We start from the raw sequence: 24,936 nt of genomic DNA, 5'->3' as shown, positions 1-24,936 counted from the left end.
TTTAGTATTTTTATAAAAAAAAAAAAATGTTATCTGAGTCAAATAACAAAATATTTTTTAAGTTGATACAAGAGTCCTCTAAGGAAGAAATTATATGGATGTGTGGTTATATGTATGGATTGTTATTTTATAACAAAGATTCTAAAATATTTCAAAAAAAAGAGGAAGAAAAAATTACGTTAGTTTATGGTACGGAAACAGGAAATGCTAAAAATTTGGCTTTTGATTTTTACCAAAAAGCCAAGAATGAAAAATTGAAAATAAAATTGATTAGTTTAGATCAATATTGTTTGAAAGATTTAGAAAAAGAAGATTATTTTTTCATTATCATGAGTACGCATGGAGAAGGGGAGCCTCCTTTTTCTGCAAAATCTTTTTTTAATTTTATTCATCATAATAAAAATATTTTTCTAAAAAATATGAAATATAGTGTGTTAGCGTTGGGGGATAGATCTTATACTTATTTTTGCAAAGCAGGAGAAGATGTAGATAAACGTTTATATGATATAGGGGCAATAAGAATTGTTCCATTACAGAAATGTGATATTGATTATGAAATCCAAGCAGAAAGATGGTTTTCTGAAATTTTAAATTTTATAAAAAAAAAAAAATGTGAAATTAACACAGAAAATAGAAATAAAAAAATATATGGAAAAATTTTAAACAAAATAATTTTAAATAATCAAGAAAAAGGATCTAATAAAGAGATTCATCATATTGAAATTTTTGTTAAAAAAAATAAAATTAAATATCTACCTGGAGATTCAATAGGAATTTATCCTGAAAATCCTTATAATGAAGTAAATAATATTATAGAATATATCAAAAATAATAGAAAAAAGGAATATGAAAAATATGAAGAAAAAAACAAAATTTTTGATCTTTTTCAAAAGAATTTAAATATTCTTTATTTATCTGATAATTTTTTGAAAAAATATTCTTTTTTATCAGAAAAAAAAAATATTCCTTTAAATCAGAAATGGAAACTTACTGATCTTTTAATCAAATTTCCTATGAAAAATAAATGTTCTTTAAAAGAATTGATAAAAATCATGGACCCTATAAAACCTAGACTATATTCTATTTCTTCATCTCCTACCGCTCATGTAAATGAAATTCATATTACTGTATCTCGTCATCGTTTTCAATTATATGGAGAGACTTTATATGGTCATTGTTCTGATTTTTTATCTAAATTAAAAATAGGAGATGAATTGTCTTTTTTTATTTATAAAAATCAATCATTCAAATTACCCAATTTGGATAAAGATATAATTCTTATTGGACCTGGCACTGGAATTGCTCCTTTTCGATCTTTTTTGTATGAAAGAGAAGCAACAGAAGCTACGGGTAAGAATTGGTTATTTTTTGGAGATCAACACTTTTATGCTGATTTTTTATATCAAAAAGAAATTAAAAATTGGAAAATGAAAGGAATTCTTCATCGTGTGAGTTTCTCTTTTTCTAGAGATCAGGAAAAAAAAATTTATGTGCAAAACAAAATATGGGAAAATAGAATTGAATTTTTTTCTTGGATAAAAAATGGAGCTCATGTTTATATTTGTGGAAATAAAATTCCTATGAGTCTAGATGTAGAAAAAATGATTTGTCACGTTATAGAAAAAGTAGGAAAATGCGATTCAAAACTTTTTATTAAAAAAATGAAAAAAGAAGGGAGATACTTAAAAGATGTATATTGAGTGATATAATTCAATTTAACGAATATGATATTTTTGATTAAACTTTTTTATTAAAAGAATAATTTTTTCCACAATTTTTTTATCCATTTTATATTTTGATTCTTTAGTCCATCCTGCAATATGTGAAGTAAATATCACTTGATCAGAATTAATAAGATAAAGAAAACTTTTAGTAAGTTTATGATGATGAAAAAAGTTCTTAAAGGAAAGATTCTCATATTCTAATACATCTAAACACGCTCCATATATTTTTCCATTTTTTAATGCTTCGGCTAAATGATTTGTTATTACACATTTTCCACGAGAGGTGTTTATAAAATAAAAAGGTTTGCAAAATTTTTTTATGAAATTATAGTTAATCATTCCTTTTGTTTTTATAGTATAGGGAACGTGTAAACTTATTATATCTGATTTTTTAAAAATTGTACTCATGTTTACCTGTTTTGCATAAATATCTCCTACTTTAGGTAATATGTCATAACATAATATTTTAGCATCAAAACCTGAAAGTTTTTTTGCAAAAGCTTTTCCTGTATTTCCATATCCAATAATACCTATTGTTTTTCCCATAATTTCTACTCCTCTATTTATCTCTCTGATCCATTTTCCTTTTATAATTTGTTGATGTGAACGAACGATATAATTCATCATACACAAAAGCATTCCTGTAGCATGTTCTGCTACTGCATCTTTATTTCCTTCTGGAGAAGAAATCAAAGTTATTCCTTTTTTTATAGCATAATCTTTATCTATATTTTCTGTTCCAGATCCAATACGAGCAATAAATTTTAAGTTTTTAGCTTTTTTAATAAATTTTTTATCTATTTCTAATCTATTTCTTAAAATGATGCCATCATATGCAGATATATCAATTTTATCTGTTGAATCATTGTAATTTTCATCACAAATCAATCCTTCTTTTTTTAATTTGTATATAATAAAAGAATGATTTTTATCTAATATTAATATTTTTTTTATCATTTATCATAATATTGACTGCTTTCTGAGTTTAAGTTTACATCAAAATCTATAATTTTTTCTGAATAATTTTCTTCTTTTTTTTCTTCGTTGATTTCGTTTTCTTCTTTATGGATTTCATTGCTGCAATGATCCCAATAAGATTGATAATTTTTAGGTTTATGAAACAATAGTTTATCGTGATAAATCAAATTAATATCTTTATACAAATTTTTCATATAATAAGCCCATATAGGTAAAGCCATATTTGCTCCTTGTCCCAATTTAATACTATCAAAATGAGTAAATCGATCCTCCCAACCAACCCAAACTCCAGTAGTTAAATTTGGAATCATCCCTATAAACCATCCATCTGAGTTTTCATTAGTTGTTCCTGTTTTTCCGGCTATCTCTCCTATGAGATTGTATGATTGTAATCTTTTTGCTGTTCCATATTTAACTACCCCTTGCATTAATTTTAACATAATATATCCTACATCTTCACTAAAAACTTGTCTTCTGCTAAGATCTACATGCTCTTTAATTAAATTTCCATTTTCATCTTCTATTTTTACTAAAATACTAGGTTTTATATAAATACCATAATTAGTAAATGTATTAAAAGCTCCTGTCATTTCATATAAAGTTAAATCAGCAGAACCAAGTGCAATAGATGGATGTTCAGGAATTACAGATTCAATTCCCATTTTTTTTGCTAAATTAATTACTGGACCTGGAGTAATTTGTGATATTAAACGAGCTGAAATTGTATTGACAGAAAAAGCTAATCCATCTTTCAAAGTAAGAAAACCTCCGTATTTTCCATTAGAATTTCTAGGTTTCCATTTTCCTAAATGAAATTTTTCATTTGAAATTTTCGTACAAGGATTATAATGTAATTCATTAATAGCTGCAGCATATAAAATAGGTTTAAATATCGAACCAACTTGACGTTGTGTTTGTGCTACATGATCATATTGGAAATAATTGAAATCGATTCCACCTACCCATGCTTTAATAAATCCAGTAGAAGATTCTATAGATAACATTCCTGCTTGAATAATACTTTTTTGATAACGTATAAAATTCCATGGAGACATAAATACTTTTTTAGATCCGTTCCAAGTAAATAATTTTATTAATTGTGGTTTTTTAAATTCTTTTATAATTTTTTCTTCTGTTAATCCTCTTTGTCTTAAATCTTGGTAAAGGGGTGTTCTATGCATTGCAGATATGAGAATTCGTTTTGTTTTTTCTGGAGAAATATTTGAAAATGGAGCATTTCTATTTTTTTTTTGAAAACGATTAAATAAAATTTGTAATTGACTGAGATGACTTTTTACAGATTTTTCTGCATAATCTTGCATTCTAGCATCAATAGATGCATATATTTTTAATCCGCTAGAATAAAGATTAAATTTTTGTCCAGTTTTTTCTTCATGTTCGTCTAAAGCTTCCTGAATTTCTTTTTTTAAAAATTCACCATAATAAGTTAGTAACTCAAAATCTTTTTTTTGTATTTTGAAATTAATTTTTAGAGGTTTTTTCAGTTCTTTTTTATATCTATATATATTTAGAAAATTATATTTCTTCATTTGAAATAAAACTAAATTTCTTTGTTTTCTTGCTCTATCAGGATAATTTTTAGGATTATATAAAGAAGGATTTTCTAACATTCCGACCAATGTTGCACATTCTCCCAAATTGAGTTCAGAAACCTTTTTATTAAAATAAGTATGAGCTGCTGTTTCTATTCCTTTTGCGTTATACAAAAAATCAAATTTATTATAATACATAGTTATAATTTCTTCTTTTGTATAACGTTTTTCTAATTCAATTGCCATTACCCATTCCAAAAGTTTTTGATGAATTCTATGGAGTTTATTTTTTGCAGATGGTCCTGTAAAAAGAAGTTTTGCTAACTGTTGAGAGATTGTACTCCCTCCTCCTTTTTTTCCTAAAGAAAGAATTGCTCTAAGAAAAGATTTAGCATCAATTCCAGAATGATATTTAAAACGAATATCTTCTTTCGCAAGAAGTGCATTTACAAGATCTTTTGGTAGTTGTTGATAACTAACTAAAGTTCTATTTTCTGAAAAAAATCTTCCCAATAATATTCCGTTGGAATCATATACTTCTGATCCTACTTTCATAGTAGGATTTTCTATATCCTTTGTATTAGGTAAAGTACCTAAATAACCTTTAAAAGCTGCATAAAAAATGATAAAAATAGCACTTATTCCTATGAGGAATAAAAACCAAAAATAAAAAATAAGTTTACGAATTTTGTACACGTAAAAAAAATGATTAATAATCATGCATCATATAATATAATGTGAAAATATGAAAATAGTTATATAGATAAATCTTTAAATATTAATTCTTTTTTTTGAATAGAAGTTGATAATTCCTCTAAAGGAGGTGCGATTTTATTTTTTTCAAAAATTTCTTTAATCTTTTTTACTTTTATTCTGAACCAGATATTGGAATTCTTAACATAAGAAAACCACATTTCTCGTTTGAAAACATCAATTTTCATACATTGAGCAATTCCCTTTTCTGTATGAATTTTTCTGTTAAAATCTGGAAAATCTTTTATGGTATCTAAATAAGCATCTAATTCATAATTAAGACAACATTTTAATTTGCTACATTGTCCAGTTAATTTTTCCATATTTATGGAAAGTTGTTGATATCTTGCTGAATTAGTTGTTACACTTTTAAAATTTTTTAACCAAGTAGAACAACAAAGTTCTCTACCACAAGAACCAATTCCACTAATTTTTGCCGCTTCTTGTCTATATCCTATTTGACGCATTTCTATACGTATATGAAAATATAAAGCAAATTCTTTTATTAATTTTCTAAAATCAATTCTATTTTCAGCTGTATAATAAAAAATAGCCTTTTTTCCATCTCCTTGATACTCTATATCACAAATTTTCATAGAAAGATTCAGATTTTTTGCAATTTTTTTAGCTTTTAAAATAGTTGTAAACTCTTTTCTTTTTAAATACTTCCAACTATTTATTTCTTTGCATGTTGATTTTCTATATATTTTTTTAAAAGTATTTGGATTAATTGTATAATTTCTTATTTGAAACTTTACTAATTCTCCAGTTAAAGAAACGAGGCCTATGTCGTACCCTATACCAGATTTGGTTTCTACAGTAACTGTATCTCCTTTATTAAGGAAAATTTTTTCTTTATTAAGAAAAAATTCTTTTCTTTTATTTTTAAATTGGACTTCCACAATATCATATTTTTGATATTCAAAGGGAGATTTTATATTGGACAACCAATCAAATACATTAGATTTGTTACATTGTTTTTTTTGAAAAAAATTTTCTTTTTTTTCACATTTATTTAAACAATCAGAGCATGATTTGTTCATAAGTTTACTAAGAAAAATTATGTTTCTTTTTTTGTTTATTTCAACAAAAAATTTATATATAAATATATTTCTAAAAAATGAATAAAAAAATAGCAGTATTTCCTGGATCTTTTGATCCTCTAACTTTAGGGCATTATGATATTATTATTAGGGCTTTAAATTTATTTGATAAAATTATTATAGCTATTGGAAAAAATTTTGAAAAAAAAAATATGTTTTCTATTGAAAAAAGGAAAAATTGGATACAAAAAACTTTTTTAAGTTTATCAAAAAAAATAGAAATTGATTCATTTAATGAATTAACTCTCTCTTTTTGCATCAGAAAAAAAGCTAAATTTTTGTTAAGAGGAATTCGAAATCAATTGGATTTTGAGCTTGAAAAAAATATATTTTTTTCGAATCAAGAATTGTGTAAAAAAGATATTATTGAAACAGTTTATCTTTTTTCTTCTTATGAAAAATCTCATATAAATTCTTATCTCGTAAGAGATGTAATAAAAAATGGAGGAGATTATACCATATTTGTTCCTTCTACTGTTAGAATATAAAATACGTTTGTACGTCATCTATACGTCATCAATCCAATCAAGAATAATTTGATTTTTTTCTATATTAGCATCCATGAGTTTTACTTTTACTTTATCTCCCAAATGATAAATTTTTCTTTTTTTTTTTCCAATTATACTATAATCATTCGAATTTAGAACATAAGAATCTTCTTTAATATCATTTAATCTGACCATTCCTTCGGTTTGAAACAATAGTAAGTCAATATAAACACTCCAATTAGTAAATCCTGTAATAATTCCATAAAATTCCTCTCCTACAAATTGTCTTATATATTTAACTTGCATATATTTTAAAAACTCTCTTTCTACATCTATAGCTAAACGTTCTTTACAACTACAATGATGGGATTGTTTTTCATAAAATTCTATTGTTTTAAGTTTATATTCTTCATTTTTGTTTTTATCTTTTGTTAAATAATAATATAATAAACGATGAGCAATTATATCTGAATATCTTCTTATAGGAGAAGTGAAATGTGTATAATAAATGAAAGATAATCCATAATGTCCTATATTTCTTGTGGAATATTTAGCTTTACTCATTGAACGAAGAATTAAATTTTCAATCATATTTTGTTCAGGTTTTCCTTTAATCTGTTTTAATAAATGATTAATAGAAGTTTTTAAATTTTTTGTATCTAAAAAATAACCTAAAGGTTCTATAATTTTTTTTATTAAAAAAATTTTTTGAAAATCGGGTTTATCGTGTATTCTATAAATATAGAGTTTTTTGGAAGTTCCTCCATCCAAATTTAAACTAACAAATTCTGAAATTTTTTGATTTGTTAATAACATAAATTCTTCAATTAAACGATGCGCATCATTATTTTTTTCTAAGTATAAAGATATTGGATTATTTTTTTTATCCAAATGAAATTTTACTTCTACCCTTTCTAAAAAAAGTGCTCCATTTTTTAATCGATTTTGAATCAATATTTTAGATAACAAAAATAATGTATAAATATCCTCGTAATAATCTCCTTTTTTTTTATCTATAATAGACTGAACTTCATCATATGTAAATTTTCTATCAGATCGTATTATGGTTTTTCCAAACCAATTTTTCAATATTTTTCCTTTACGATTTATATTAAAAATATAAGAAAAACTTAATTTATCTTTTTTTGGTTGTAATGAGCAAAGATTATTAGACAATATTTTAGGAAGCATAGGAATCACTTCTCCTACAAAATAAATAGATGTAGCACGTGAATATGCTTCTTGATCCAGTAAACTTCCTTCTTTTATATAATGAGATACGTCAGATATATGAACTCCTATTTCCCAAGTATCATAACTTAACTTTCTAATGGAAAGAGCATCATCAAAATCTTTTGCATTTAAAGGATCTATAGTAAAAGTTTTTACCTTTCGCATATCTCTTCTTAATCTGATATCCATAACTTTTTTTGAAAAAATAACTTTGGCTTCATTTTCCATTTTTTTTGAGAATTTATAGGATATTTCATATTCTTCTAATAAAGAAGAAATTTCTGTTTTGTATTCTCCATAAGAGCCAAATACTTTTACTATTTTTCCAAAAGGATTTTTAAATTTTTTAGGCCATGATTCAATTTGAACTAATACTTTATCATTGTGATGACATTTTTCCAATTTTTGTATTGGAACTAATATATTTACATGAATATTAGTATTATATACTATACCATAGTTATTATGAATTTTTAATATTCCAATAAATTTATTGGTTTTTCTTTTTATAATCTTTAATACTTCTCCTTCCATTTTAATTCCTTTTTTCATATAAAATTTAATTTCCACTAAATCTCCTTCTAAAGCTCGATTAGTTTTATTTTTTGGAATAAAAACATCTTTTTGAAATCCGTTTATATGAACAAATGCATATCCATGGTTAGTAATCCTAATCCATCCTATGGATAAATTATTATACTTTTTTATTTTTCTTTCTTTTTTCATGACAAAACATATATATATAAAGAATTTTAGTTTTTAAATAGTTAAAAAATCTATAATCTAAAGATTTTATATATATATAAAAGAAATTTTATTACTAAACTTAGTATATTATTTATTATATTTGCAATGATCCGTTTTTTTTACTAATAAAAATAAAATATCTCTAAGATGACAGGTAAACGTATATTATATGTTTCTTCAGATTTATTTCCATTTTCTTCAGAGAATACAATATCTTTATCCGTATTGAAAGCCGCTAAATTTATGCAATCAATAGGAAACGATGTACGTATATTTATGCCTCGTTTTGGAGTCATTAATGAAAGAAGGCATCAATTACATGAAGTGATTCGTTTATCAGGCATGAATTTAGTAATTAATGATATAGATCAACCTTTATTAATAAAAGTAGCATCCATTCCTGATGCTAGATTACAAGTCTATTTTATAGATAATGAAGAATATTTTAAAAGAAAGGCTATAGATGAAGATGAGAATGGTATTTTTTTTCAAGATAATGATGAAAGAGCTTTATTTTTTACAAAAGGTGTTTTAGAGACTGTAAAAAAATTAAATTGGAAACCTGATATAATACACATATATGGATGGATGAGTTCTTTTATTCCTTTATATATTAAAAATTTTTATAAAAGTGATCCAGTGTATCAAAATGTAAAAATAATTGTATCTATCTACAATAAACCTTTTAAGGGATATTTAAATAAAAATATTATTAAAAAAATAAAATTTGATGGCATCAAATCCAGAAAATTAAAACTGTTAGAAAATCCAAATTATTTTAATCTAATCAAATTATGTATATATTTCTCGGATGCTATTATAAAAGGAGATCTTTTTTTTCCAGAGAAAATAGAGGATTACATAAAAGTAACCAAATTGTTAGTATTAAAATACTATCCTGTAGAAAAGATAGAAACCGTTTATCAACAATTTTATAAAGAAACTGTTTTAGAACAGATAAATTAAAATAGATAAAAACTTTTAATTTTATCTAGAATGTGTGGTATAATTGGTTATTTAGGTTATAGAGATGCTTATCCTATTCTTATCAATGGATTAAAGAAATTGGAGTATAGAGGATACGATAGTTCTGGTATTGCTGTTTTTTATGATAATGTATATAATTTATATAAAACCAAAGGAAGAGTTCATGAATTAGAAAAAAAAATTTTTTCTTGTAAAAAACAAGTAAAAGGAACAACTGGAATCGGTCATACAAGATGGGCTACTCATGGAATACCAGATGATATAAATGCTCATCCTCATGTTTCAAATTCTAATGGAATTATTATGATTCATAATGGAATTATAGAAAACTATTATGCTATCAAAATTATTTTATTAAAGAATGGATTTACTTTTAAAAGTAAAACTGATACAGAAGTTCTTGTTAATTTTATTGAATATATTAAAAAAGAAAATAAATTCTCTTTGGAAAAAGCTGTGAGAATTTCTTTAAATGAAGTTGTGGGAGCTTACTCAATTGCTGTAATAGAAAAATCTCATCCTGAAACAATTATTATTGCCAAACTGGGAAGTCCTTTGTCTTTGGGCATTAATAATGAAGAATTTTTTGTTGCATCTGATCCTATTTCTTTTATTGATTATACCAAAAATGTTCTTTATTTAAAAGATGGAGAAATGGCTATACTCAAAAAAGGAGAAAAACTAGATTTAAGAAAAATTAAAGATAATCATAAATTAAATCCAGTTATCGAAAAACTTAAAATTAATCTAAAAGAAATTGAAAAAGGAAAATATAAACATTTTATGTTGAAAGAAATATATGAACAACCTAAAACAATTTTGGATACTTTACGAGGTAGATTGTTAATTCCGGAAAAAATTATTTGTATTGATGGAATTGAATCTAATAAAGAGATTTTTTTGAATGCTAAATCTATAACTATAATAGCATGTGGAACCTCTTGGCATGCTAGTTTAATTGGAGAATATTTATTAGAGGAGCTTACTCGTATTCCAGTAGAGGTAGAATACGCTTCTGAATTTCGGTATAGAAATCCTATTATAGAAAAAAAAGATGTAATCATTGTAATTTCACAATCAGGAGAAACTGCTGATACTTTAGCCGCTTTGAAATTAGCAAAAAATAAAGGAGCTTTTGTGTTCGGAATTTGCAATGTAGTTGGATCATCTATAGCACGAAATGTAGATGCAGGAGCTTATACACATGCAGGCCCTGAAATTGGTGTAGCTTCTACAAAAGCTTTTACTGCACAAATTACAGTTCTTGTTTTATTAGCTTTGATTATAGGAAAACATAGATCTACAATTGATGATTTCCGTTATAAATTTTTATGTAAAGAACTTGGATCAATTCCAGAAAAAGTAGATCATGCTTTAAAAATGGATGATGCTATAAAAAAAATATCTCAAGTATATTACAATGTAGATAATCTTCTTTATTTAGGTAGAGGAATCAATTTTCCAGTAGCTTTAGAAGGAGCTTTGAAATTAAAAGAAATATCCTATATTCATGCGGAAGGTTATCCTGCCGCAGAAATGAAGCATGGTCCTATTGCTTTAATTGATGAAAATGTACCAGTAGTTATTATCGCTACAAGAAAAGGATGTTACGAAAAAATTATTGGTAATATTCAAGAAATAAAAGCTAGGAGAGGAAAAGTTATAGCCATAATTAATGAAGGAGATATTCAAGTTCATCTTTTAGCAGATCATGTGATAGAAATACCAAATATTTCTGAAATACTTAGTCCATTAATAACTGTTGTTCCTCTTCAATTATTAGCTTATCAAATAGCCTATATACGTGGAAAAAACATAGATCAACCAAGAAATTTAGCAAAATCAGTAACAGTAGAATAATAACTACTTTGAAATTTGTATGTGATAAAGATATTCCTGATCTTTTGATAAAAATAAAGTTTTTTTGAAAAAAATTAATTCTTTTTTGTTTGGTTCATATATTTGATTGTCATTTTCGTCATAAAAACAAAATAATAAGTATTTTCCTTTTTCTATATGTAGAATTTTGTATTTATTATTTTCATAATCTATAAAAGCAATATAATCCGGTTTTTTTTTCAATGACAATGTCATATCATCATTATATTTATATAATCCTATTATTGTATTTTTTTTATTTTTAAAATTTGTTATATTTCCTTTAATATAGGTTAAATCTATATTTTTTCCAGTAGAAAAAACATATTCAAAAAAAGATAAAACATTTTCTTCTTTATTATCTTTTATACAATTGTTGAACTGAATACTATAAGTAGTATTTTTTTTTAATGTTTTTATAAATCGAATACTAATATATTTTCTAGGTAAATTTCCAGGATGTATAATTATATATTTCCGTATATAATATGGATTTACAATTACATGATTGTGATGATATATGTTATTTAATATAATATTTTCATCAAAAAAAATTTGAATTTTTTTTAAATTAACTTGAATATCAGTAGAAAAATTATTAGGAATAGAATATATAAAACGTGGAGATAATATATCAACATTACCACCAGTAAGTGGTTTATAATTTGCGCATGAGATTAAAAAAAAAGAAAAAAAAATAAAAAATATTTTCATTATTTAATTGCGTTTAGTTTTTTAATATATTTTTCTAAAGCCATAGACATAGAAGGAAATTCCGGTGTTGGAACTTTGATGTGTATCTTTAATCCTGCTTTATAAGCCGCATCTAAGGTGTTTTTTCCAAAAGTAGCAATTTTAATATTATTCTGATCAAAATTAGGAAAATTATCAAATAAAGATTTGATTTCTGCAGGACTAAAAAAAACAAAAATATCATAACATCCATGTTCTAAATCAGATAAATCGCTAGAAGTCGTTTTATATAAAATGGCTCTTCTCCAAAAAATATTTTGTTGGTTTAACATTTCAGGAATTTCTGGTTTTAGTATATCAGAAGAAGGTAAAAGAAATTTTTCTTTAGGGTATTTTTTAATATAAGGAAGCAAATCTTTAAATGATTTATTTCCAATATAAATTTTTCTTTTTCTATAGATAATATATTTTTGTAAATAATATGCTATAGTTTTTGTTTGACATACATATTTCATGAATATAGGGACTTTAAAACGCATAGATTCTGCTAATCGAAAATAATGATCTACAGATTTTTTACTAATAAAAAGAACTACGGTAAAATCAGAGAAATTTATTTTCTGCTTTCTTACATCATTAGATGATGCTCCTTTTACTTCTATAAAAGATCGAAAATCAATATTTATATTTTTATTTTTACTAAGTTTTATATATGGAGTATTAGAACTACCACTTAGAGGTTGTGAAATCAGAATATTATTTATCTTCATCCTTTTTTTTACGTATATGTATGCAATAGAACTTGTTTAAATTTGCAAATGTATACAGAAAATTAATATAAAAAAAGTTAAAAAGAGGCACAGAGCGGAATCGAACCGCTATACAAGGTTTTGCAGACCTCTGCCTTACCACTCGACCACAGTGCCATTAATATCAATCATCTAAAATTACACATACTCTATCTACATTTCCTTGTAATGGAGGATTTTCCTTACAAATTTTCACTTTTGTATATTTTATTAAAGGTTTTTTGTATTTTTTTATTCTTTTAATTATTCTTTGTGCTAAATGTTCTATCAATTTAGAATTAATGTTCATTTCTTCTTTTACAATGTAATACAAATCTACATAATTAATAGTTTTGGATAAATCATCATCAACAGATGCTTTACAAAAATCTAATTCAACTTCTATATTAATTGTATAGTGAGATCCAATATATTTTTCTTCTGGTAAACATCCGTGAAACCCAAATAACTTAATATTTTCTAATAAAATTCTTCCCATAGAAAAAAAATATTACATTTTCATAGCTGTTTTGTAATTTTTTTCCACTTTGATCCAATTCACAATATTCCAAAAGGATGAAATATAATCTAAACGACGATTTTGATATTGTAGATAATAAGCATGTTCCCAAACATCTAATCCTAGTATGGGAATTCCTTCACAACCTATTCCACACAACATTAGAGGATTATCTTGATTCGTTGTAGAACAAATTGTTAATTTTTTTTCTTTTACACATAACCAAACCCATCCAGAACCAAAATGATTAGCTGCAACTTTAGAAAAGTTATCTATAAAAAAATCAAAAGAACTAAAATTTTCTTGAATAATTTTATTAAAATATGTACTTGGATGAATATATTCTGTATGAGGTATTAATATTTCCCAAAAAAGATTATGATTGTAAAAACCTCCAGCGTTATTTCGTATTATTGAAGATTCAACATGTGCTCTTTTTAAAATTTTTTCTATAGAAAAATTCATCATAGTTGTATTTGAAATGGCTTTATTTAAATTGTTTGTGTAAGCCGCATGATGTTTATTATAATGAATATCTATAGTTTTTCTGTCTATGTAAGGCTCAAAATCCTTATATAAATAAGGAAACTTTGGAAGTTTAAATGACATAGTTATTTTTTTAATATATTAGTAAAATGTTAGTAAAACAAATATAATGAAAAACCTTGGTAATTATTTTATTGCATTAATTCCGGGGAGTATTTTTATTTTATTTTTTTTTAAACTTGCTAACATTGCCCCTCCTCCTGTAGATAAATAACTGATTTTTTTATCATATTTTTCCATTTTAAGTGCAGCTATAGAATCACCTCCTCCTACTAAAGAAAATGCTCCTTTTTCAGTTGTATTCGCAATAGATTTTGCTATCAATCTAGTTCCTAAAGAAAAATTTGAAAATTCGAAAACACCTACAGGTCCATTCCACAAAATAGTTTTAGATTTTTCTATAATTTTACAAAATTTTTTAATAGAAAAAGGACCTATATCTAATCCCATCCATCCGTTTGGAATAGAATGAATAGGTGAAATTTTGGTATTTGCTTCATTTTTAAATGAATCAGCTATTATTACGTCTTTTGGAAGATGTATAATATTCATTTTTTTGTTAAAAAAAATTTTTTTTAATGTTTTTTCAATTATTTGATCTTTTTCAATCATAGAATTTCCTATCATTCCTCCTTTCATTTTTATAAAAGGATAAGACATTCCGCCTCCTATCAAAATATAATCTGCGAAATCAATAAGATTTTCAATAACTTCTATTTTTGAAGAAATTTTAGCACCTCCTAATAAAGCAGTGATAGGTCTTTTTCCTTTTCCATAAGAAAATTGACCTAATAATTGTATTTCTTTTTTCATGAGAAGACCGATACATTTTTTTTTTCCGAAAAATTTTGGAAGAATAGTAATGGAAGTATGAAAACGATGTGCTACTCCAAAAGCATCATTAACATATATATCTCCTAACTTTGATAATTCATAAGCAAAATTTTTATCTTCTCTTTCTTCTTCTTTATAAAAACGAAGATTTTCCAACAACAATATTTCACCGTTTTTTAACTCATTAACTTTTTTTACGACAGTTTCTCCTATACAATTTTCGTGAAAAAATACATTGATTTTTAATTTTTTGTATAAATAATGTGTTAAAAATTTTAAAGAATAAGTTTTTGAAGAAATTCCTTTTGGTCTTCCAAAATGAGAAATCAGAACAATTTTTCCTTTTTCAGAAATAATTTTTTGTATAGTCGGAATACTATATTGAATACGTGTATCATCTATAATTTCGTAATATTCATTTATAGGAACGTTAAAATCAACTCTTATTAAAGCAGTTTGATTTTCAAAATTAAAATCGTTAACAGTTTTTATTTCCTTCATTATAAAATGATATAAATGCAAAAGAAGATATTATGCAAAATTAATAAATTCAATGTTTGAAAAAAAAATCTTTATGTATAAAAGATGTATATTTGTTATTCATTTTTTTTGAAATACAATGCTAATTGCAATAGGTTCTGATCACACAGGCGTAGATTACAAATATTCAATAAAAAATTTTTTAATTCAAAAAGGATACAAAATAGAAGATTTAGGATTTTCCGAATATGGAAAAAAAGTTGATTATCCTGATTTCATTCATCCTACAGCAGAACTCGTAAATAAAGGACAAGCTGATTTTGGCATAATTATATGTGGAAGTGGGAATGGCGCGGCCATGACAGCGAATAAATATAAAAAAATACGAGCAGCTTTGGTATGGAAAAAGGAAATTGCAATTTTGGCAAGAAAGCATAATAATGCAAATATTATTAGTTTACCAGCACGTTTTATTGTAGATAATAATGAGATTATAGAAATTGTGAAAATATTTTTGGAAACAAATTTTGAGGGTGGAAGACACGAAATAAGAATAAAGAAAATATCTAAAATCCTCAGTAGCTCAGTTGGTTAGAGCATCTGACTGTTAATCAGAGGGTCGCTGGTTCGAATCCAGCCTGAGGAGTTGGAGTGTACATAGATTAGAACAGCTTGTTTATAGTATGTATAATCGTTAATTAAAATCCACTCACTCCGATTGTTTTCCATAAATAAAATTGGAAACTATTTGAATCGCTTTTTTTTTAGTTTGATACAAATCAATATTGAATAAAATAAAGTCAAACAATTTAGCATAACTATTTTCTTCTTGAACCTTATTTAAACGAGTGTTGATGTTCGTATTATTTTTATAACATCTTGCAATAAGTCTTTTTTTTAAAATATTTATAGAATTTACTGTTACAAATATGGATAAAGAATTATTTGGGTATTTTTTTTTTAAATTTAATCCTCCTTTTACATCTATATCAAATAAAATATGTTGATTAGATTTCCAAATTTTGGAAATTTCGTTTTTTAAGGTTCCATAAAATAAGTTTGGATAAACTTCTTCCCACTCTGCAAATTGGCATTTTTTTATTTTATAAATAAAAGAGTTTACAGATAAAAAATAATAATCTTTTCCATGTATTTCATTATTCCGAATTGATCGCGTTGTGCATGAAACAGAAAATTTTAATTCCGGAAATTTTGAAAGTAAATAATGCGAAATGGTTGTTTTTCCAGATCCAGAAGGGCCTGACAGAATAATCATTTTTCCTTTTTTCATTATTTTGCCTAACTTTGTTTTGTTTAATATCATGGAAAATTAAGTTTTTATAAAAATTTATATGAAATGAAATTAGGAATAGTAGGTGTAACAGGTATGGTAGGTCGCGTGATGATTGATCTTTTAGAAAAAAGAAATTTTCCATTAAAAAAATTGTACATTTCTGCTTCCAACAAGTCTGTAGGAAAAAAAATTCTTTTTAAAAAAAAAGAGCATAAAGTCATTAGTGTATATGATTTATTTTTAAAAAAACCTGATATTGTTTTATTTTCAGCGGGATCTAACATATCCAAAGAATGGTCTCCAAAATTCTCAGAGATAGGATCTACAGTTATCGACAATTCTTCTGCATGGAGAATGGATCCTGGAAAAAAATTAATTGTTCCTGAAATTAATGCTTCTTGTCTATGTAAACAAGATAAAATTATTGCCAATCCAAATTGTTCTACAGTACAATTAGTTATGGTTTTATTTCCGTTACATATAGAATACAAAATTAATAGAGTTATTGTTTCAACCTATCAATCTGTAACAGGAACTGGAAAAAAAGCTTTAGATCAACTGTATCAAGAAAAAAATGGAAATTATTCTTGCAATAAAGTGTATCCATATCCTATATATCAAAATGTTTTACCTCATTGTGATCATTTTACAGATAAGGAATATACGATAGAAGAAATGAAATTAATAAATGAAACAAAAAAAATAATGAATGATTATAATTTAGCAATAACAGCTACAGCTGTACGTGTTCCTGTTATAGGGGGGCATTCAGAAAGTGTTAATATAACATTTGTAAAAAAACCTAGTATAAATCGTGTCCGTGAAATATTATTGAAAACAAAAGGAATAATACTTCAAGATCAACCAAAAAAAAATATTTATCCAACACCTTTATATGCTCATGGAAAAGATGAAGTTTTTGTAGGTAGAATACGAGAAGATTTTTCATTTAAAAATTCTATCCATATTTGGATAGTATCAGATAATCTTCGCAAGGGTGCAGCTACTAATGCAATTCAAATTGCAGAATATTTAATAATGAAAAAATATGTTTAATTATTTTATTTATTTATCAAAATTTTTTTCAATAATGATAGTATACTCTCCTGATATTTTTATTATATTTTTATAATATAGAATCATTTTTTCTATATTTCCTCTTAATATATTTTGAAAATATTTAGATATTTCTTTGCATATGACAATATTTCTTTTGGATCCAAAAAAATATTTCATATCATTTAATGTTCGTAATAACCTATGAGGAGATTCATATAATATAATGGTTCTGTTTTCTTTAGACAGATTTTCTAATTTTGTTTTTCTTTTTTTTCTAGGCAAAAAACCAATAAAAATAAATTCATTAGAAGATATTCCAGAACAAACTAATGCTGGAACAAAAGCTGTAGGACCAGGTAAGCATTCTATAGAAATAGAAGCTTCAATACAAGATCTAATAAGTAAGAAACCTGGATCTGATATACAGGGAGTCCCTGCATTAGATATTAATGCTAATTTTTTTCCTTCTTTAATTTTTTTTATAAAAAAGGGAATTATTTTATGTTCATTATAAATATGATATTTATTTATGTTAGTTTTAATATTATAAAAATTCAATAATTTTTTGGAAATTTTAAAACTCTCAACTAAAATCAAGTCTACTTCTTTTAATATTCGTAAACTTCTAAAAGTAAAATCTTCTAAATTTCCTATAGGAGTAGGTACAATATATAACATACTAAAATTTAAAATTTTAAAAAAAATCTTAAGAAAATTATGTGAAAAAAAGATATAATAAATCTATTATTATAAAAATCTATAACTTTTGTTATATAGTTTATGAAAAATATTTGTGACAATTAGATTATGTAAAATACTTTTTTTTAAAAATTTAAAATTTCATCATAAAATAAAATGATTATTCGCAATAATAATTAGTTGTAGTTGAGTACATTATTAATGCTGATGAAATCAATAATAATGAGAGGTAAACAATATATATTTAGAAGTCGTTTAGTATCTGGAGAAATCATATTTAAATATGATTTAAATGGTTTTTTAAGAGAAGTTATTTTTCCTGAAAGACTTTCTTTATCTCATTATATATGGATAGGTAAATATTTACCTTATAATGAATCTATTATAAATAAAATGAAAAATACAAAAGCGGCTTTTTCTATAGAAGAAATTCCTACTGATTTATCTTTTAATCGTTTTTGGACAGATTATAAATATAAAATAGGAAAAAAAAGAATGGCTGAAAATATATGGAATCGCATGTCTTTATCTGACAGAGTTAAAGCTTTGTCTTATATTCCTAAATATTTAGATCATATTAGACGAACAGGTCATGATCAAGCCTATCCAACTACTTATTTAAATCAAAGATATTTTGAAAGTTAATTAATTGAGATATTGATACAATTGTTCAATTTATTTTATATTCTCAATTATAATATTAATAGCTTGTTCTAAATTTAATAAATTTTTAAAAAACATTTTTTCATCAATCGGAATTGATTTATTGTTGTATTTTATGTAAATATTGTGTTTATTTATTTTCAATAAAATTTCTTTTTTTTCAAATATTCCCAATGACTTGGGTAGTTCAATAATTTTTAGAACTTCTGCAAAAGAAATTTCTTCTATTTTTTGTCTATTTAATAAAGGAAAAAATTTAGGTTTTTTTTTATTGTTAGATTCTCCTATTTGAATAATAGGACCATACTTTCCTATTTTTGCAAAAATTTTTTTATTAGATTTTGGATCTATTCCAATAAAACGTTCTTTATTAATTTTATTAACATTTTTTTTAACATATTGTATTTTGTTATAAAATTTACTATAAAAATCTTCAACAGTTTTGATCCAAGATTGTTTTCCTTTAGCTATATTATCAAAATTTTCTTCCAAATTTGCAGTAAAATCATAATTTATTATTTCATGAAAATTTTTTTTTAAAAAATTAGTAGTTAAAATTCCCATTTCAGTGGGAAAAAATTTATTTTTTTCCGTTTTAATAATTTGATCATTTTCTTTAACAATTGAATCTCCTTTTAGAATAAAAATTTCACGCACTTCTGTTTTTTTTGAAATTTTTTGTACGTTAACATAATTTCTTTTTTGAATTGTGGAGATAATGGGAACATAAGTGGAAGGTCTTCCAACACCTAATTGTTCTAATTTTTTGACTAAACTGGCTTCGTTGTATCTGTGTATACAATTTTTAATAGCTTGTTTAGCTATAATTTTTCTCTTTTCTAAAATAGAACCTTTTTTCATTTCTAAAATATCAATATTAGATTTTTCTTTTTTCTCTTTGTTTAATATTTTCATGAATCCATCAAATAATACTGTTTTTTTTGTATAAATAAAAAAATTTTTAAAATGAGAAGATTGAATATAAATGTCTTTTTTTTCAAAAAGAGCATCTGTCATTTGTCCTATAATTGTTCGTTCCCATATAAGTTTATAAAGACGTTTTTGAAATATATCTAACGAATCTAAATAATTTTCATTAAAATTAATAACAGTGGGATGGATAGCTTCGTGAGCTTCTTGAGATAATTTATTTTTTAAATTAGAAAATTTTCTTATGTATAAATATTTTTTTCCATATAAAGAAAGAATAAAATTTTTTATTTCTAATAGTATACTTTTTGACAAACTTGTACTATCTGTTCGTATATACGTAATAAATCCTTTTTCATATAATTTTTGAGCTAATAACATTGTTTTATATATAGAAAAATTTAATTTATTAGAAGCTTCTTGTTGTAAGGAAGACGTAGTAAATGGAGGTAGAGGACTTTTTTTTTCTTGTTTTACAGTAATTTTTTTTATTGTGAAAATACTATTAATACATGATATTAAAATCTTTTTCATTTTGTTTTTATCCTCTACTTTTTTTTCTAATTTAGCGTTAAAAGTTTCTTTTTGTTTAGAATTTTTGAAAATTCCATATATTTGATAAATTGGATGGGGGACAAAACTATGAATTTTTTCTTCTTTTTCTACTATAAGTCTCACAGCTACAGATTGAACTCTCCCTGCAGAAAGACCTGCGTTTATTTTTTTCCATAAAATAGGAGATAATTGAAATCCTACCAATCGATCTATTATTCGTCTAGCTTGTTGTGCATGAACTAAATTGTAATTGATAAACCTAGGATTTTTAATAGCGTGAAATATCGCTTTTTTTGTAATTTCGTGAAAAACGATTCTTCTGTATTTTTTATCAGAAATATTAAATGTTTTATAAATTTGATAAGCTATTGCTTCACCCTCTCGATCCTCATCAGAGGCTAACCAAATAGTTTCATAATTTTTGATTAATATTTTTAGATTCTGAACAATTTTTTTTTTTGGGATCATATTACGTAATTAGGTTTAAAATTTTCTTGAATTTTAACTCCTATTTCCTTATCTGGTAAATCTATAATATGTCCATAACTGGATACTACATAATAACTTTTTCCAAGAAATGTTTGTATTGTATGTGCTTTAGTAGGTGATTCTACAATTACTAAATTTTTTTTCATCTAATTTTAAATTACCGATTTCTTTCCACAATAAAATTCACCATCATTTTTAATGCTCTTTTGATTGTTCCTTCTGGATAAATTTCTAAAATTTCTAATGCATTATTACGGAATCTAATCATTTTTTTAGTTGCATATTCTAACCCTCCATATTTTTTTACATAATCAATTATTTTATATCTTTTTTTATTGTCATAATTTTTTATGTAATTTAATATATGTTGCTGATCTTTTTGAGATGCTTTCTGAATCGTATAAATAAGTGGAAGTGTTATTTTTTTTTCTCTTAAATCTATTCCTACAGGTTTTCCCGTAAAACTTTCGTTTTTTTCTTCATAATCAAACAAATCATCTTTAATTTGAAAAGCAATTCCTGCAAAAATTCCAAATTTTCTCATTTTTAAAGCAGTTTTTTCATCTGTATTAACAGAGCGTGCACCTGCCTCACAAGAAGCAGCAATCAAACTTGCTGTTTTATGATAAATAATTCGATTATAAATTTTTTCGGAAATATTTAGTTTTTTGGATTTTTCCATTTGTAATAATTCTCCTTCACTCATATTTTTTATGGTTTTACATACAATTTTTAGCAAATCATAATAATTATTATTTGTTGCAATTAAAAGACTTTTAGAAAGTAAGTAATCACCAATTAAAACTGCTATTTTATTTTTCCATATTGCATTAATAGAAAAAGAATCACGGCGAAGTAAACTATTATCTATAACATCATCATGTACAAGTGTAGCTGTATGTATTAATTCAATTAAACAAGCGGTATGATATGTTTTTTTTTGTATGTTTCCTAACATTTTAGCTATTAAAAAAACAAACATAGGACGAATTAGTTTTCCTTTTCTATGAGTTAGATAATGTGTTATTTGATCTATAAGAGATACGTTGCTTTTAATTATATATATGAACTGTTTTTCAAATTTTTCTATTTCTTTTTTTATAGTAGTTTTTATTTCTTCTAGTATGATTTTCATCATATCACAATAATATACGATCTTTTTATATTATTAACATAGCATCACCATAAGAATAAAATTTATATTTTTTTTCTATTGCTATTTGATATGCTTTCATTATTAAATCAAAATTTGCAAAAGCAACTGTCATCATAAGTAATGTAGATTTTGGCATATGAAAGTTTGTAATCATAGAATTGGCTATACTAAAGTTATAAGGAGGAAAAATAAATTTATTGGTCCACCCATAAAATGGATTTAAGTTTTTATTGGAAGAAACAGAGCTTTCAATAGCTCTCATAGAAGAGGTTCCAACTGCACAAATTCTTTTTTTTTTTTGGATAGCTAAATTTACAATTTTACACGTATTTTCATGTATGTAACATTTTTCTGAATCCATTTTATGTTTTGAAATATCTTCCACTTCCACAGGTAAAAAACTTCCTAATCCTAAATGTAAAGTTATTTCTGCTAAATTAATTCCTTTTATTTCTAATTTTTTTAATAAATGTTTTGAAAAATGTAATCCTGCAGTAGGTGCAGCTACAGATCCTTCTTTTTTTGCATACACTGTTTGATAACGTTCTTCATCGTTTTTTTCCGGTTGTCTATTAATGTATTTAGGTAAAGGAGTTTTTCCCAATTCTTTTATTTTTTTTATAAGTTCTTTATGAGTTCCATTAAAATTAAGTTGTAAAATTCTTCCTCTGGAAGTCGTGTTATCTATAACTTCTCCTGTTAATCCAGATCCAAAATTTAATTTATTTCCCACTCTTACTTTTCTTGCAGGGTCAACTAGAACATCCCATGTTCTATCTTTTGTATCTAATTCTCTAAGTAAAAAAACTTCTATTTTTGCTTCTGTTTTTTCTTTATTTCCAAACAATCTTGCTGGAAATACTTTAGTATTATTAAGAATAAATGTATCTCCTTCTTCAAAATATTCATGCAAATTTTTGAATAATTTATGTTCTATTTTTTGACTTTTTCTATGAATAATCATTAATTTAGATTCATCTCTTTCTTGAGAAGGAAATTTAGAAAGAAGATGTATAGGAAATGTGAAATTAAAATCTGAAGTTCTCATGAATTAGATGATTTATATATACATGACTATATAAAATTAACACATTTATTTATAAAACTTTTTTTTTGATAAAAAAAGATGTATACTTGTTTTTTATATTTGTTTTATTGTTCTTTGCATAAAAAGCTTCTAAGCCTAATCCTTCAGAATTTTTAATAAGGATTTACGTATTTTATTTTATTTACAACGGAGAGTTTGATCCTGGCTCAGGATGAACGCTAGCGGCGGGCTTAACACATGCAAGTCGAGGGGCAGCATGAAATCTATGCAAATAGATTTTGATGGCGACCGGCGTACGGGTGCGTAACACGTACGTAACCTGCCTTTTGCTAGAAAATAGCCTGAGGAAACTCGGATTAATGTTCTATAGCATGATAAAATCGCATGATTTTATTATTAAAGCAGAAATGCGGCAAAAGATGGACGTGCGTCTGATTAGTTAGTTGGTGAGGTAAAGGCTCACCAAGACGATGATCAGTAGGGGGCCTGAGAGGGTGATCCCCCACACTGGTACTGAGACACGGACCAGACTCCTACGGGAGGCAGCAGTGAGGAATATTGGTCAATGGAGGAAACTCTGAACCAGCCACGCCGCGTGCAGGAAGAATGCCTTACGGGTTGTAAACTGCTTTTGTTTAGGAATAAAAATTCTTACGTGATAAGAATTGTGAATGTACTATACGAATAAGTGTCGGCAAACTCCGTGCCAGCAGCCGCGGTAATACGGAGGACACAAGCGTTATCCGGATTTATTGGGTTTAAAGGGTGCGTAGGCGGTTTATTAAGTCAGTAGTGAAATATTGCAGCTTAACTGTTAAAATGGCTATTGATACTGATAGACTTGAGTGAGATTGGAGTAGCTGGAATGTGTGGTGTAGCGGTGAAATGCATAGATATCACACAGAACACCGATCGCGAAAGCAGGTTACTAAATCTATACTGACGCTGAGGCACGAAAGCGTGGGGAGCAAACAGGATTAGATACCCTGGTAGTCCACGCCGTAAACGATGATCACTAGTTGTTGGATTTATTTTTCAGTGACTAAGCGAAAGTGATAAGTGATCCACCTGGGGAGTACGGCCGCAAGGCTGAAACTCAAAGGAATTGACGGGGGCCCGCACAAGCGGTGGAGCATGTGGTTTAATTCGATGATACGCGAGGAACCTTACCAAGGTTTAAATGTACTACGAATAAGCTAGAAATAGTTTAGTCTTCGGACGGAGTACAAGATGCTGCATGGTTGTCGTCAGCTCGTGCCGTGAGGTGTTGGGTTAAGTCCCTCAACGAGCGCAACCCTCATTGTTAGTTGCCAGCGAATAACGTCGGGGACTCTAGCAAGACTGCCGACGTAAGTCGAGAGGAAGGTGGGGATGACGTCAAATCATCACGGCTCTTATACCTTGGGCTACACACGTGCTACAATGGTCGGTACAAAGGGTTGCTACTGGGTGATCAGATGCTAATCTCTAAAAGCCGATCTCAGTTCGGATTGGAGTCTGCAACTCGACTCTATGAAGTTGGAATCGCTAGTAATCGCATATCAGCCATGATGCGGTGAATACGTTCCCGGGCCTTGTACACACCGCCCGTCAAGCCATGGAAGTCGGGGGGACCTGAAATCGGTGACTGTAAAAGGAACTGCTTAAGGTAAAATCGATAACTGGGGCTAAGTCGTAACAAGGTAGCCGTACCGGAAGGTGCGGCTGGAACATCTCTTTTTTTAGAGTTTTTTTCTTA

22 protein-coding genes, 2 tRNA genes and 1 rRNA gene are annotated in these 24,936 nt (G+C 26.0%); 9 read left to right on the top strand and 16 right to left on the bottom strand.

The genetic code is table 11. The features are described from left to right. Positions 1-26: 26 nt before the first annotated feature. Positions 27-1,700 (top strand): sulfite reductase flavoprotein subunit alpha, encoded by a 1,674-nt coding sequence (locus tag BGIGA_RS01760; protein WP_014726660.1) that lies wholly within the window; start codon positions 27-29, stop codon positions 1,698-1,700. 15 nt (positions 1,701-1,715) lie between these two features. On the opposite strand, the gene BGIGA_RS01755 is transcribed toward BGIGA_RS01760, so the two are convergent. The 3 genes from BGIGA_RS01755 to BGIGA_RS01745 are packed head-to-tail and all read right to left on the bottom strand — an operon-like array spanning position 1,716 to position 6,051. Further along, positions 1,716-2,681 (bottom strand): NAD(P)-dependent oxidoreductase, encoded by a 966-nt coding sequence (locus BGIGA_RS01755; RefSeq protein ID WP_014726659.1) that lies wholly within the window; start codon positions 2,679-2,681, stop codon positions 1,716-1,718. Then, a complete protein-coding gene (locus BGIGA_RS01750; protein ID WP_014726658.1) occupies positions 2,678-4,975 on the bottom strand; it encodes a transglycosylase domain-containing protein in 2,298 nt (765 codons plus the stop codon). The genes BGIGA_RS01755 and BGIGA_RS01750 overlap by 4 nt, the downstream gene beginning before the upstream one ends. 35 nt (positions 4,976-5,010) lie before the next feature. Beyond that, a complete protein-coding gene (locus BGIGA_RS01745) occupies positions 5,011-6,051 on the bottom strand; it encodes a regulatory iron-sulfur-containing complex subunit RicT (RefSeq protein ID WP_014726657.1) in 1,041 nt (346 codons plus the stop codon). Positions 6,052-6,128: 77 nt separating this feature from the next. Here BGIGA_RS01745 and coaD point away from each other — a divergent pair, with 77 nt between their 5' ends. Beyond that, positions 6,129-6,599: a pantetheine-phosphate adenylyltransferase gene (coaD, locus tag BGIGA_RS01740; RefSeq protein WP_014726656.1), complete on the top strand. Its 471-nt coding sequence runs from the start codon at positions 6,129-6,131 to the stop codon at positions 6,597-6,599. Positions 6,600-6,617: 18 nt separating this feature from the next. On the opposite strand, the gene rnr is transcribed toward coaD, so the two are convergent. Then, positions 6,618-8,558, bottom strand: coding sequence for a ribonuclease R (gene rnr / locus BGIGA_RS01735; RefSeq protein ID WP_014726655.1), 1,941 nt, complete (start codon positions 8,556-8,558; stop codon positions 6,618-6,620). Between the two features lie 168 nt (positions 8,559-8,726). Here rnr and BGIGA_RS01730 point away from each other — a divergent pair, with 168 nt between their 5' ends. Both BGIGA_RS01730 and glmS read left to right on the top strand, forming a co-directional pair. Continuing rightward, complete coding sequence (locus BGIGA_RS01730; RefSeq protein WP_014726654.1) at positions 8,727-9,545, top strand: glycogen/starch synthase; 819 nt, start codon at positions 8,727-8,729, stop codon at positions 9,543-9,545. 30 nt (positions 9,546-9,575) lie between these two features. Beyond that, positions 9,576-11,426, top strand: coding sequence for a glutamine--fructose-6-phosphate transaminase (isomerizing) (gene glmS, locus BGIGA_RS01725; protein ID WP_014726653.1), 1,851 nt, complete (start codon positions 9,576-9,578; stop codon positions 11,424-11,426). A 3-nt stretch (positions 11,427-11,429) separates the two neighbouring features. Here the strand turns inward: glmS and BGIGA_RS01720 are convergent, their stop codons facing one another. The 6 genes from BGIGA_RS01720 to pgk form a co-directional block, all read right to left on the bottom strand. Then, positions 11,430-12,158, bottom strand: coding sequence for an Ig-like domain-containing protein (locus tag BGIGA_RS01720; protein WP_014726652.1), 729 nt, complete (start codon positions 12,156-12,158; stop codon positions 11,430-11,432). Next, positions 12,158-12,907 (bottom strand): uroporphyrinogen-III synthase, encoded by a 750-nt coding sequence (locus BGIGA_RS01715; RefSeq protein WP_014726651.1) that lies wholly within the window; start codon positions 12,905-12,907, stop codon positions 12,158-12,160. Before BGIGA_RS01715 ends, BGIGA_RS01720 begins: the two co-directional genes overlap by 1 nt. 85 nt (positions 12,908-12,992) lie before the next feature. Further along, positions 12,993-13,063: transfer RNA gene (locus BGIGA_RS01710), tRNA-Cys, on the bottom strand. Between the two features lie 7 nt (positions 13,064-13,070). Beyond that, complete coding sequence (gene folB, locus BGIGA_RS01705) at positions 13,071-13,424, bottom strand: dihydroneopterin aldolase (protein WP_014726650.1); 354 nt, start codon at positions 13,422-13,424, stop codon at positions 13,071-13,073. A 12-nt stretch (positions 13,425-13,436) separates the two neighbouring features. Further along, positions 13,437-14,054 (bottom strand): superoxide dismutase, encoded by a 618-nt coding sequence (locus BGIGA_RS01700; protein ID WP_014726649.1) that lies wholly within the window; start codon positions 14,052-14,054, stop codon positions 13,437-13,439. A gap of 63 nt (positions 14,055-14,117) precedes the next feature. After that, positions 14,118-15,326 carry a phosphoglycerate kinase gene (pgk, locus tag BGIGA_RS01695; RefSeq protein ID WP_014726648.1) on the bottom strand — a complete coding sequence of 403 codons (1,209 nt, stop codon included), beginning with the start codon at positions 15,324-15,326 and terminating at the stop codon, positions 14,118-14,120. A 118-nt stretch (positions 15,327-15,444) separates the two neighbouring features. Here pgk and BGIGA_RS03115 point away from each other — a divergent pair, with 118 nt between their 5' ends. Then, a complete protein-coding gene (locus BGIGA_RS03115) occupies positions 15,445-15,900 on the top strand; it encodes an RpiB/LacA/LacB family sugar-phosphate isomerase (RefSeq protein WP_014726647.1) in 456 nt (151 codons plus the stop codon). Then, positions 15,878-15,951 (top strand) — tRNA-Asn (locus tag BGIGA_RS01685). The genes BGIGA_RS03115 and BGIGA_RS01685 overlap by 23 nt, the downstream gene beginning before the upstream one ends. Positions 15,952-16,014: 63 nt before the next feature. On the opposite strand, the gene gmk is transcribed toward BGIGA_RS01685, so the two are convergent. Then, positions 16,015-16,596 (bottom strand): guanylate kinase, encoded by a 582-nt coding sequence (gene gmk / locus BGIGA_RS01680; RefSeq protein WP_041178386.1) that lies wholly within the window; start codon positions 16,594-16,596, stop codon positions 16,015-16,017. 66 nt (positions 16,597-16,662) lie between these two features. Between gmk and BGIGA_RS01675 the strand changes: the two genes are divergently transcribed. Then, complete coding sequence (locus BGIGA_RS01675) at positions 16,663-17,655, top strand: aspartate-semialdehyde dehydrogenase (RefSeq protein WP_014726645.1); 993 nt, start codon at positions 16,663-16,665, stop codon at positions 17,653-17,655. A gap of 9 nt (positions 17,656-17,664) precedes the next feature. On the opposite strand, the gene rsmI is transcribed toward BGIGA_RS01675, so the two are convergent. Continuing rightward, positions 17,665-18,336 (bottom strand): 16S rRNA (cytidine(1402)-2'-O)-methyltransferase, encoded by a 672-nt coding sequence (gene rsmI / locus BGIGA_RS01670; RefSeq protein ID WP_014726644.1) that lies wholly within the window; start codon positions 18,334-18,336, stop codon positions 17,665-17,667. Between the two features lie 243 nt (positions 18,337-18,579). Between rsmI and BGIGA_RS01665 the strand changes: the two genes are divergently transcribed. Then, positions 18,580-19,002, top strand: a complete 423-nt coding sequence (locus tag BGIGA_RS01665) for a hypothetical protein (protein WP_041178344.1) — start codon at positions 18,580-18,582, stop codon at positions 19,000-19,002. A 30-nt stretch (positions 19,003-19,032) separates the two neighbouring features. Here BGIGA_RS01665 and topA read toward each other — a convergent pair whose 3' ends face one another. Genes topA through queA form a run of 4 tightly spaced genes read right to left on the bottom strand, consistent with a single transcriptional unit; the run spans position 19,033 to position 23,198 of the window. Further along, positions 19,033-20,973: a type I DNA topoisomerase gene (gene topA, locus BGIGA_RS03175; RefSeq protein WP_014726642.1), complete on the bottom strand. Its 1,941-nt coding sequence runs from the start codon at positions 20,971-20,973 to the stop codon at positions 19,033-19,035. Continuing rightward, a complete protein-coding gene (locus BGIGA_RS03170; protein WP_083829894.1) occupies positions 20,970-21,140 on the bottom strand; it encodes a toprim domain-containing protein in 171 nt (56 codons plus the stop codon). Before BGIGA_RS03170 ends, topA begins: the two co-directional genes overlap by 4 nt. Before the next feature lie 11 nt (positions 21,141-21,151). Beyond that, the gene (locus tag BGIGA_RS01655) at positions 21,152-22,129 is read right to left on the bottom strand and encodes a polyprenyl synthetase family protein (RefSeq protein WP_041178343.1); all 978 of its coding nucleotides are present in this window, start codon (positions 22,127-22,129) and stop codon (positions 21,152-21,154) included. A gap of 25 nt (positions 22,130-22,154) precedes the next feature. Further along, on the bottom strand, positions 22,155-23,198 hold the full coding sequence (gene queA / locus BGIGA_RS01650; RefSeq protein WP_014726640.1) for a tRNA preQ1(34) S-adenosylmethionine ribosyltransferase-isomerase QueA: 1,044 nt from the start codon (positions 23,196-23,198) through the stop codon (positions 22,155-22,157). Positions 23,199-23,381: 183 nt separating this feature from the next. Between queA and BGIGA_RS01645 the strand changes: the two genes are divergently transcribed. Further along, positions 23,382-24,918, top strand: a 16S ribosomal RNA gene (locus BGIGA_RS01645). The last annotated feature ends 18 nt before the right edge of the window (positions 24,919-24,936 follow it).

The sequence above is a fragment of the Blattabacterium sp. (Blaberus giganteus) genome, assembly GCF_000262715.1.
GTDB lineage: Bacteria > Bacteroidota > Bacteroidia > Flavobacteriales > Blattabacteriaceae > Blattabacterium.
This window is presented reverse-complemented; position numbering and strand designations above follow the sequence as displayed.

Excerpts from the sequence above, each read along its gene's own strand:
- BGIGA_RS01760 (WP_014726660.1), top strand. The coding sequence starts at position 27 with ATGTTATCTGAGTCAAATAACAAAATATTTTTTAAGTTGATACAAGAG.
- BGIGA_RS01755 (WP_014726659.1), bottom strand. The coding sequence starts at position 2,681 with ATGATAAAAAAAATATTAATATTAGATAAAAATCATTCTTTTATTATA.
- BGIGA_RS01750 (WP_014726658.1), bottom strand. The coding sequence starts at position 4,975 with ATGATTATTAATCATTTTTTTTACGTGTACAAAATTCGTAAACTTATT.
- BGIGA_RS01745 (WP_014726657.1), bottom strand. The coding sequence starts at position 6,051 with ATGAACAAATCATGCTCTGATTGTTTAAATAAATGTGAAAAAAAAGAA.
- coaD (WP_014726656.1), top strand. The coding sequence starts at position 6,129 with ATGAATAAAAAAATAGCAGTATTTCCTGGATCTTTTGATCCTCTAACT.
- rnr (WP_014726655.1), bottom strand. The coding sequence starts at position 8,558 with ATGAAAAAAGAAAGAAAAATAAAAAAGTATAATAATTTATCCATAGGA.
- BGIGA_RS01730 (WP_014726654.1), top strand. The coding sequence starts at position 8,727 with ATGACAGGTAAACGTATATTATATGTTTCTTCAGATTTATTTCCATTT.
- glmS (WP_014726653.1), top strand. The coding sequence starts at position 9,576 with ATGTGTGGTATAATTGGTTATTTAGGTTATAGAGATGCTTATCCTATT.
- BGIGA_RS01720 (WP_014726652.1), bottom strand. The coding sequence starts at position 12,158 with ATGAAAATATTTTTTATTTTTTTTTCTTTTTTTTTAATCTCATGCGCA.
- BGIGA_RS01715 (WP_014726651.1), bottom strand. The coding sequence starts at position 12,907 with ATGAAGATAAATAATATTCTGATTTCACAACCTCTAAGTGGTAGTTCT.
- folB (WP_014726650.1), bottom strand. The coding sequence starts at position 13,424 with ATGGGAAGAATTTTATTAGAAAATATTAAGTTATTTGGGTTTCACGGA.
- BGIGA_RS01700 (WP_014726649.1), bottom strand. The coding sequence starts at position 14,054 with ATGTCATTTAAACTTCCAAAGTTTCCTTATTTATATAAGGATTTTGAG.
- pgk (WP_014726648.1), bottom strand. The coding sequence starts at position 15,326 with ATGAAGGAAATAAAAACTGTTAACGATTTTAATTTTGAAAATCAAACT.
- BGIGA_RS03115 (WP_014726647.1), top strand. The coding sequence starts at position 15,445 with ATGCTAATTGCAATAGGTTCTGATCACACAGGCGTAGATTACAAATAT.
- gmk (WP_041178386.1), bottom strand. The coding sequence starts at position 16,596 with ATGAAAAAAGGAAAAATGATTATTCTGTCAGGCCCTTCTGGATCTGGA.
- BGIGA_RS01675 (WP_014726645.1), top strand. The coding sequence starts at position 16,663 with ATGAAATTAGGAATAGTAGGTGTAACAGGTATGGTAGGTCGCGTGATG.
- rsmI (WP_014726644.1), bottom strand. The coding sequence starts at position 18,336 with ATGTTATATATTGTACCTACTCCTATAGGAAATTTAGAAGATTTTACT.
- BGIGA_RS01665 (WP_041178344.1), top strand. The coding sequence starts at position 18,580 with ATGAGAGGTAAACAATATATATTTAGAAGTCGTTTAGTATCTGGAGAA.
- topA (WP_014726642.1), bottom strand. The coding sequence starts at position 20,973 with ATGATCCCAAAAAAAAAAATTGTTCAGAATCTAAAAATATTAATCAAA.
- BGIGA_RS03170 (WP_083829894.1), bottom strand. The coding sequence starts at position 21,140 with ATGAAAAAAAATTTAGTAATTGTAGAATCACCTACTAAAGCACATACA.
- BGIGA_RS01655 (WP_041178343.1), bottom strand. The coding sequence starts at position 22,129 with ATGAAAATCATACTAGAAGAAATAAAAACTACTATAAAAAAAGAAATA.
- queA (WP_014726640.1), bottom strand. The coding sequence starts at position 23,198 with ATGAGAACTTCAGATTTTAATTTCACATTTCCTATACATCTTCTTTCT.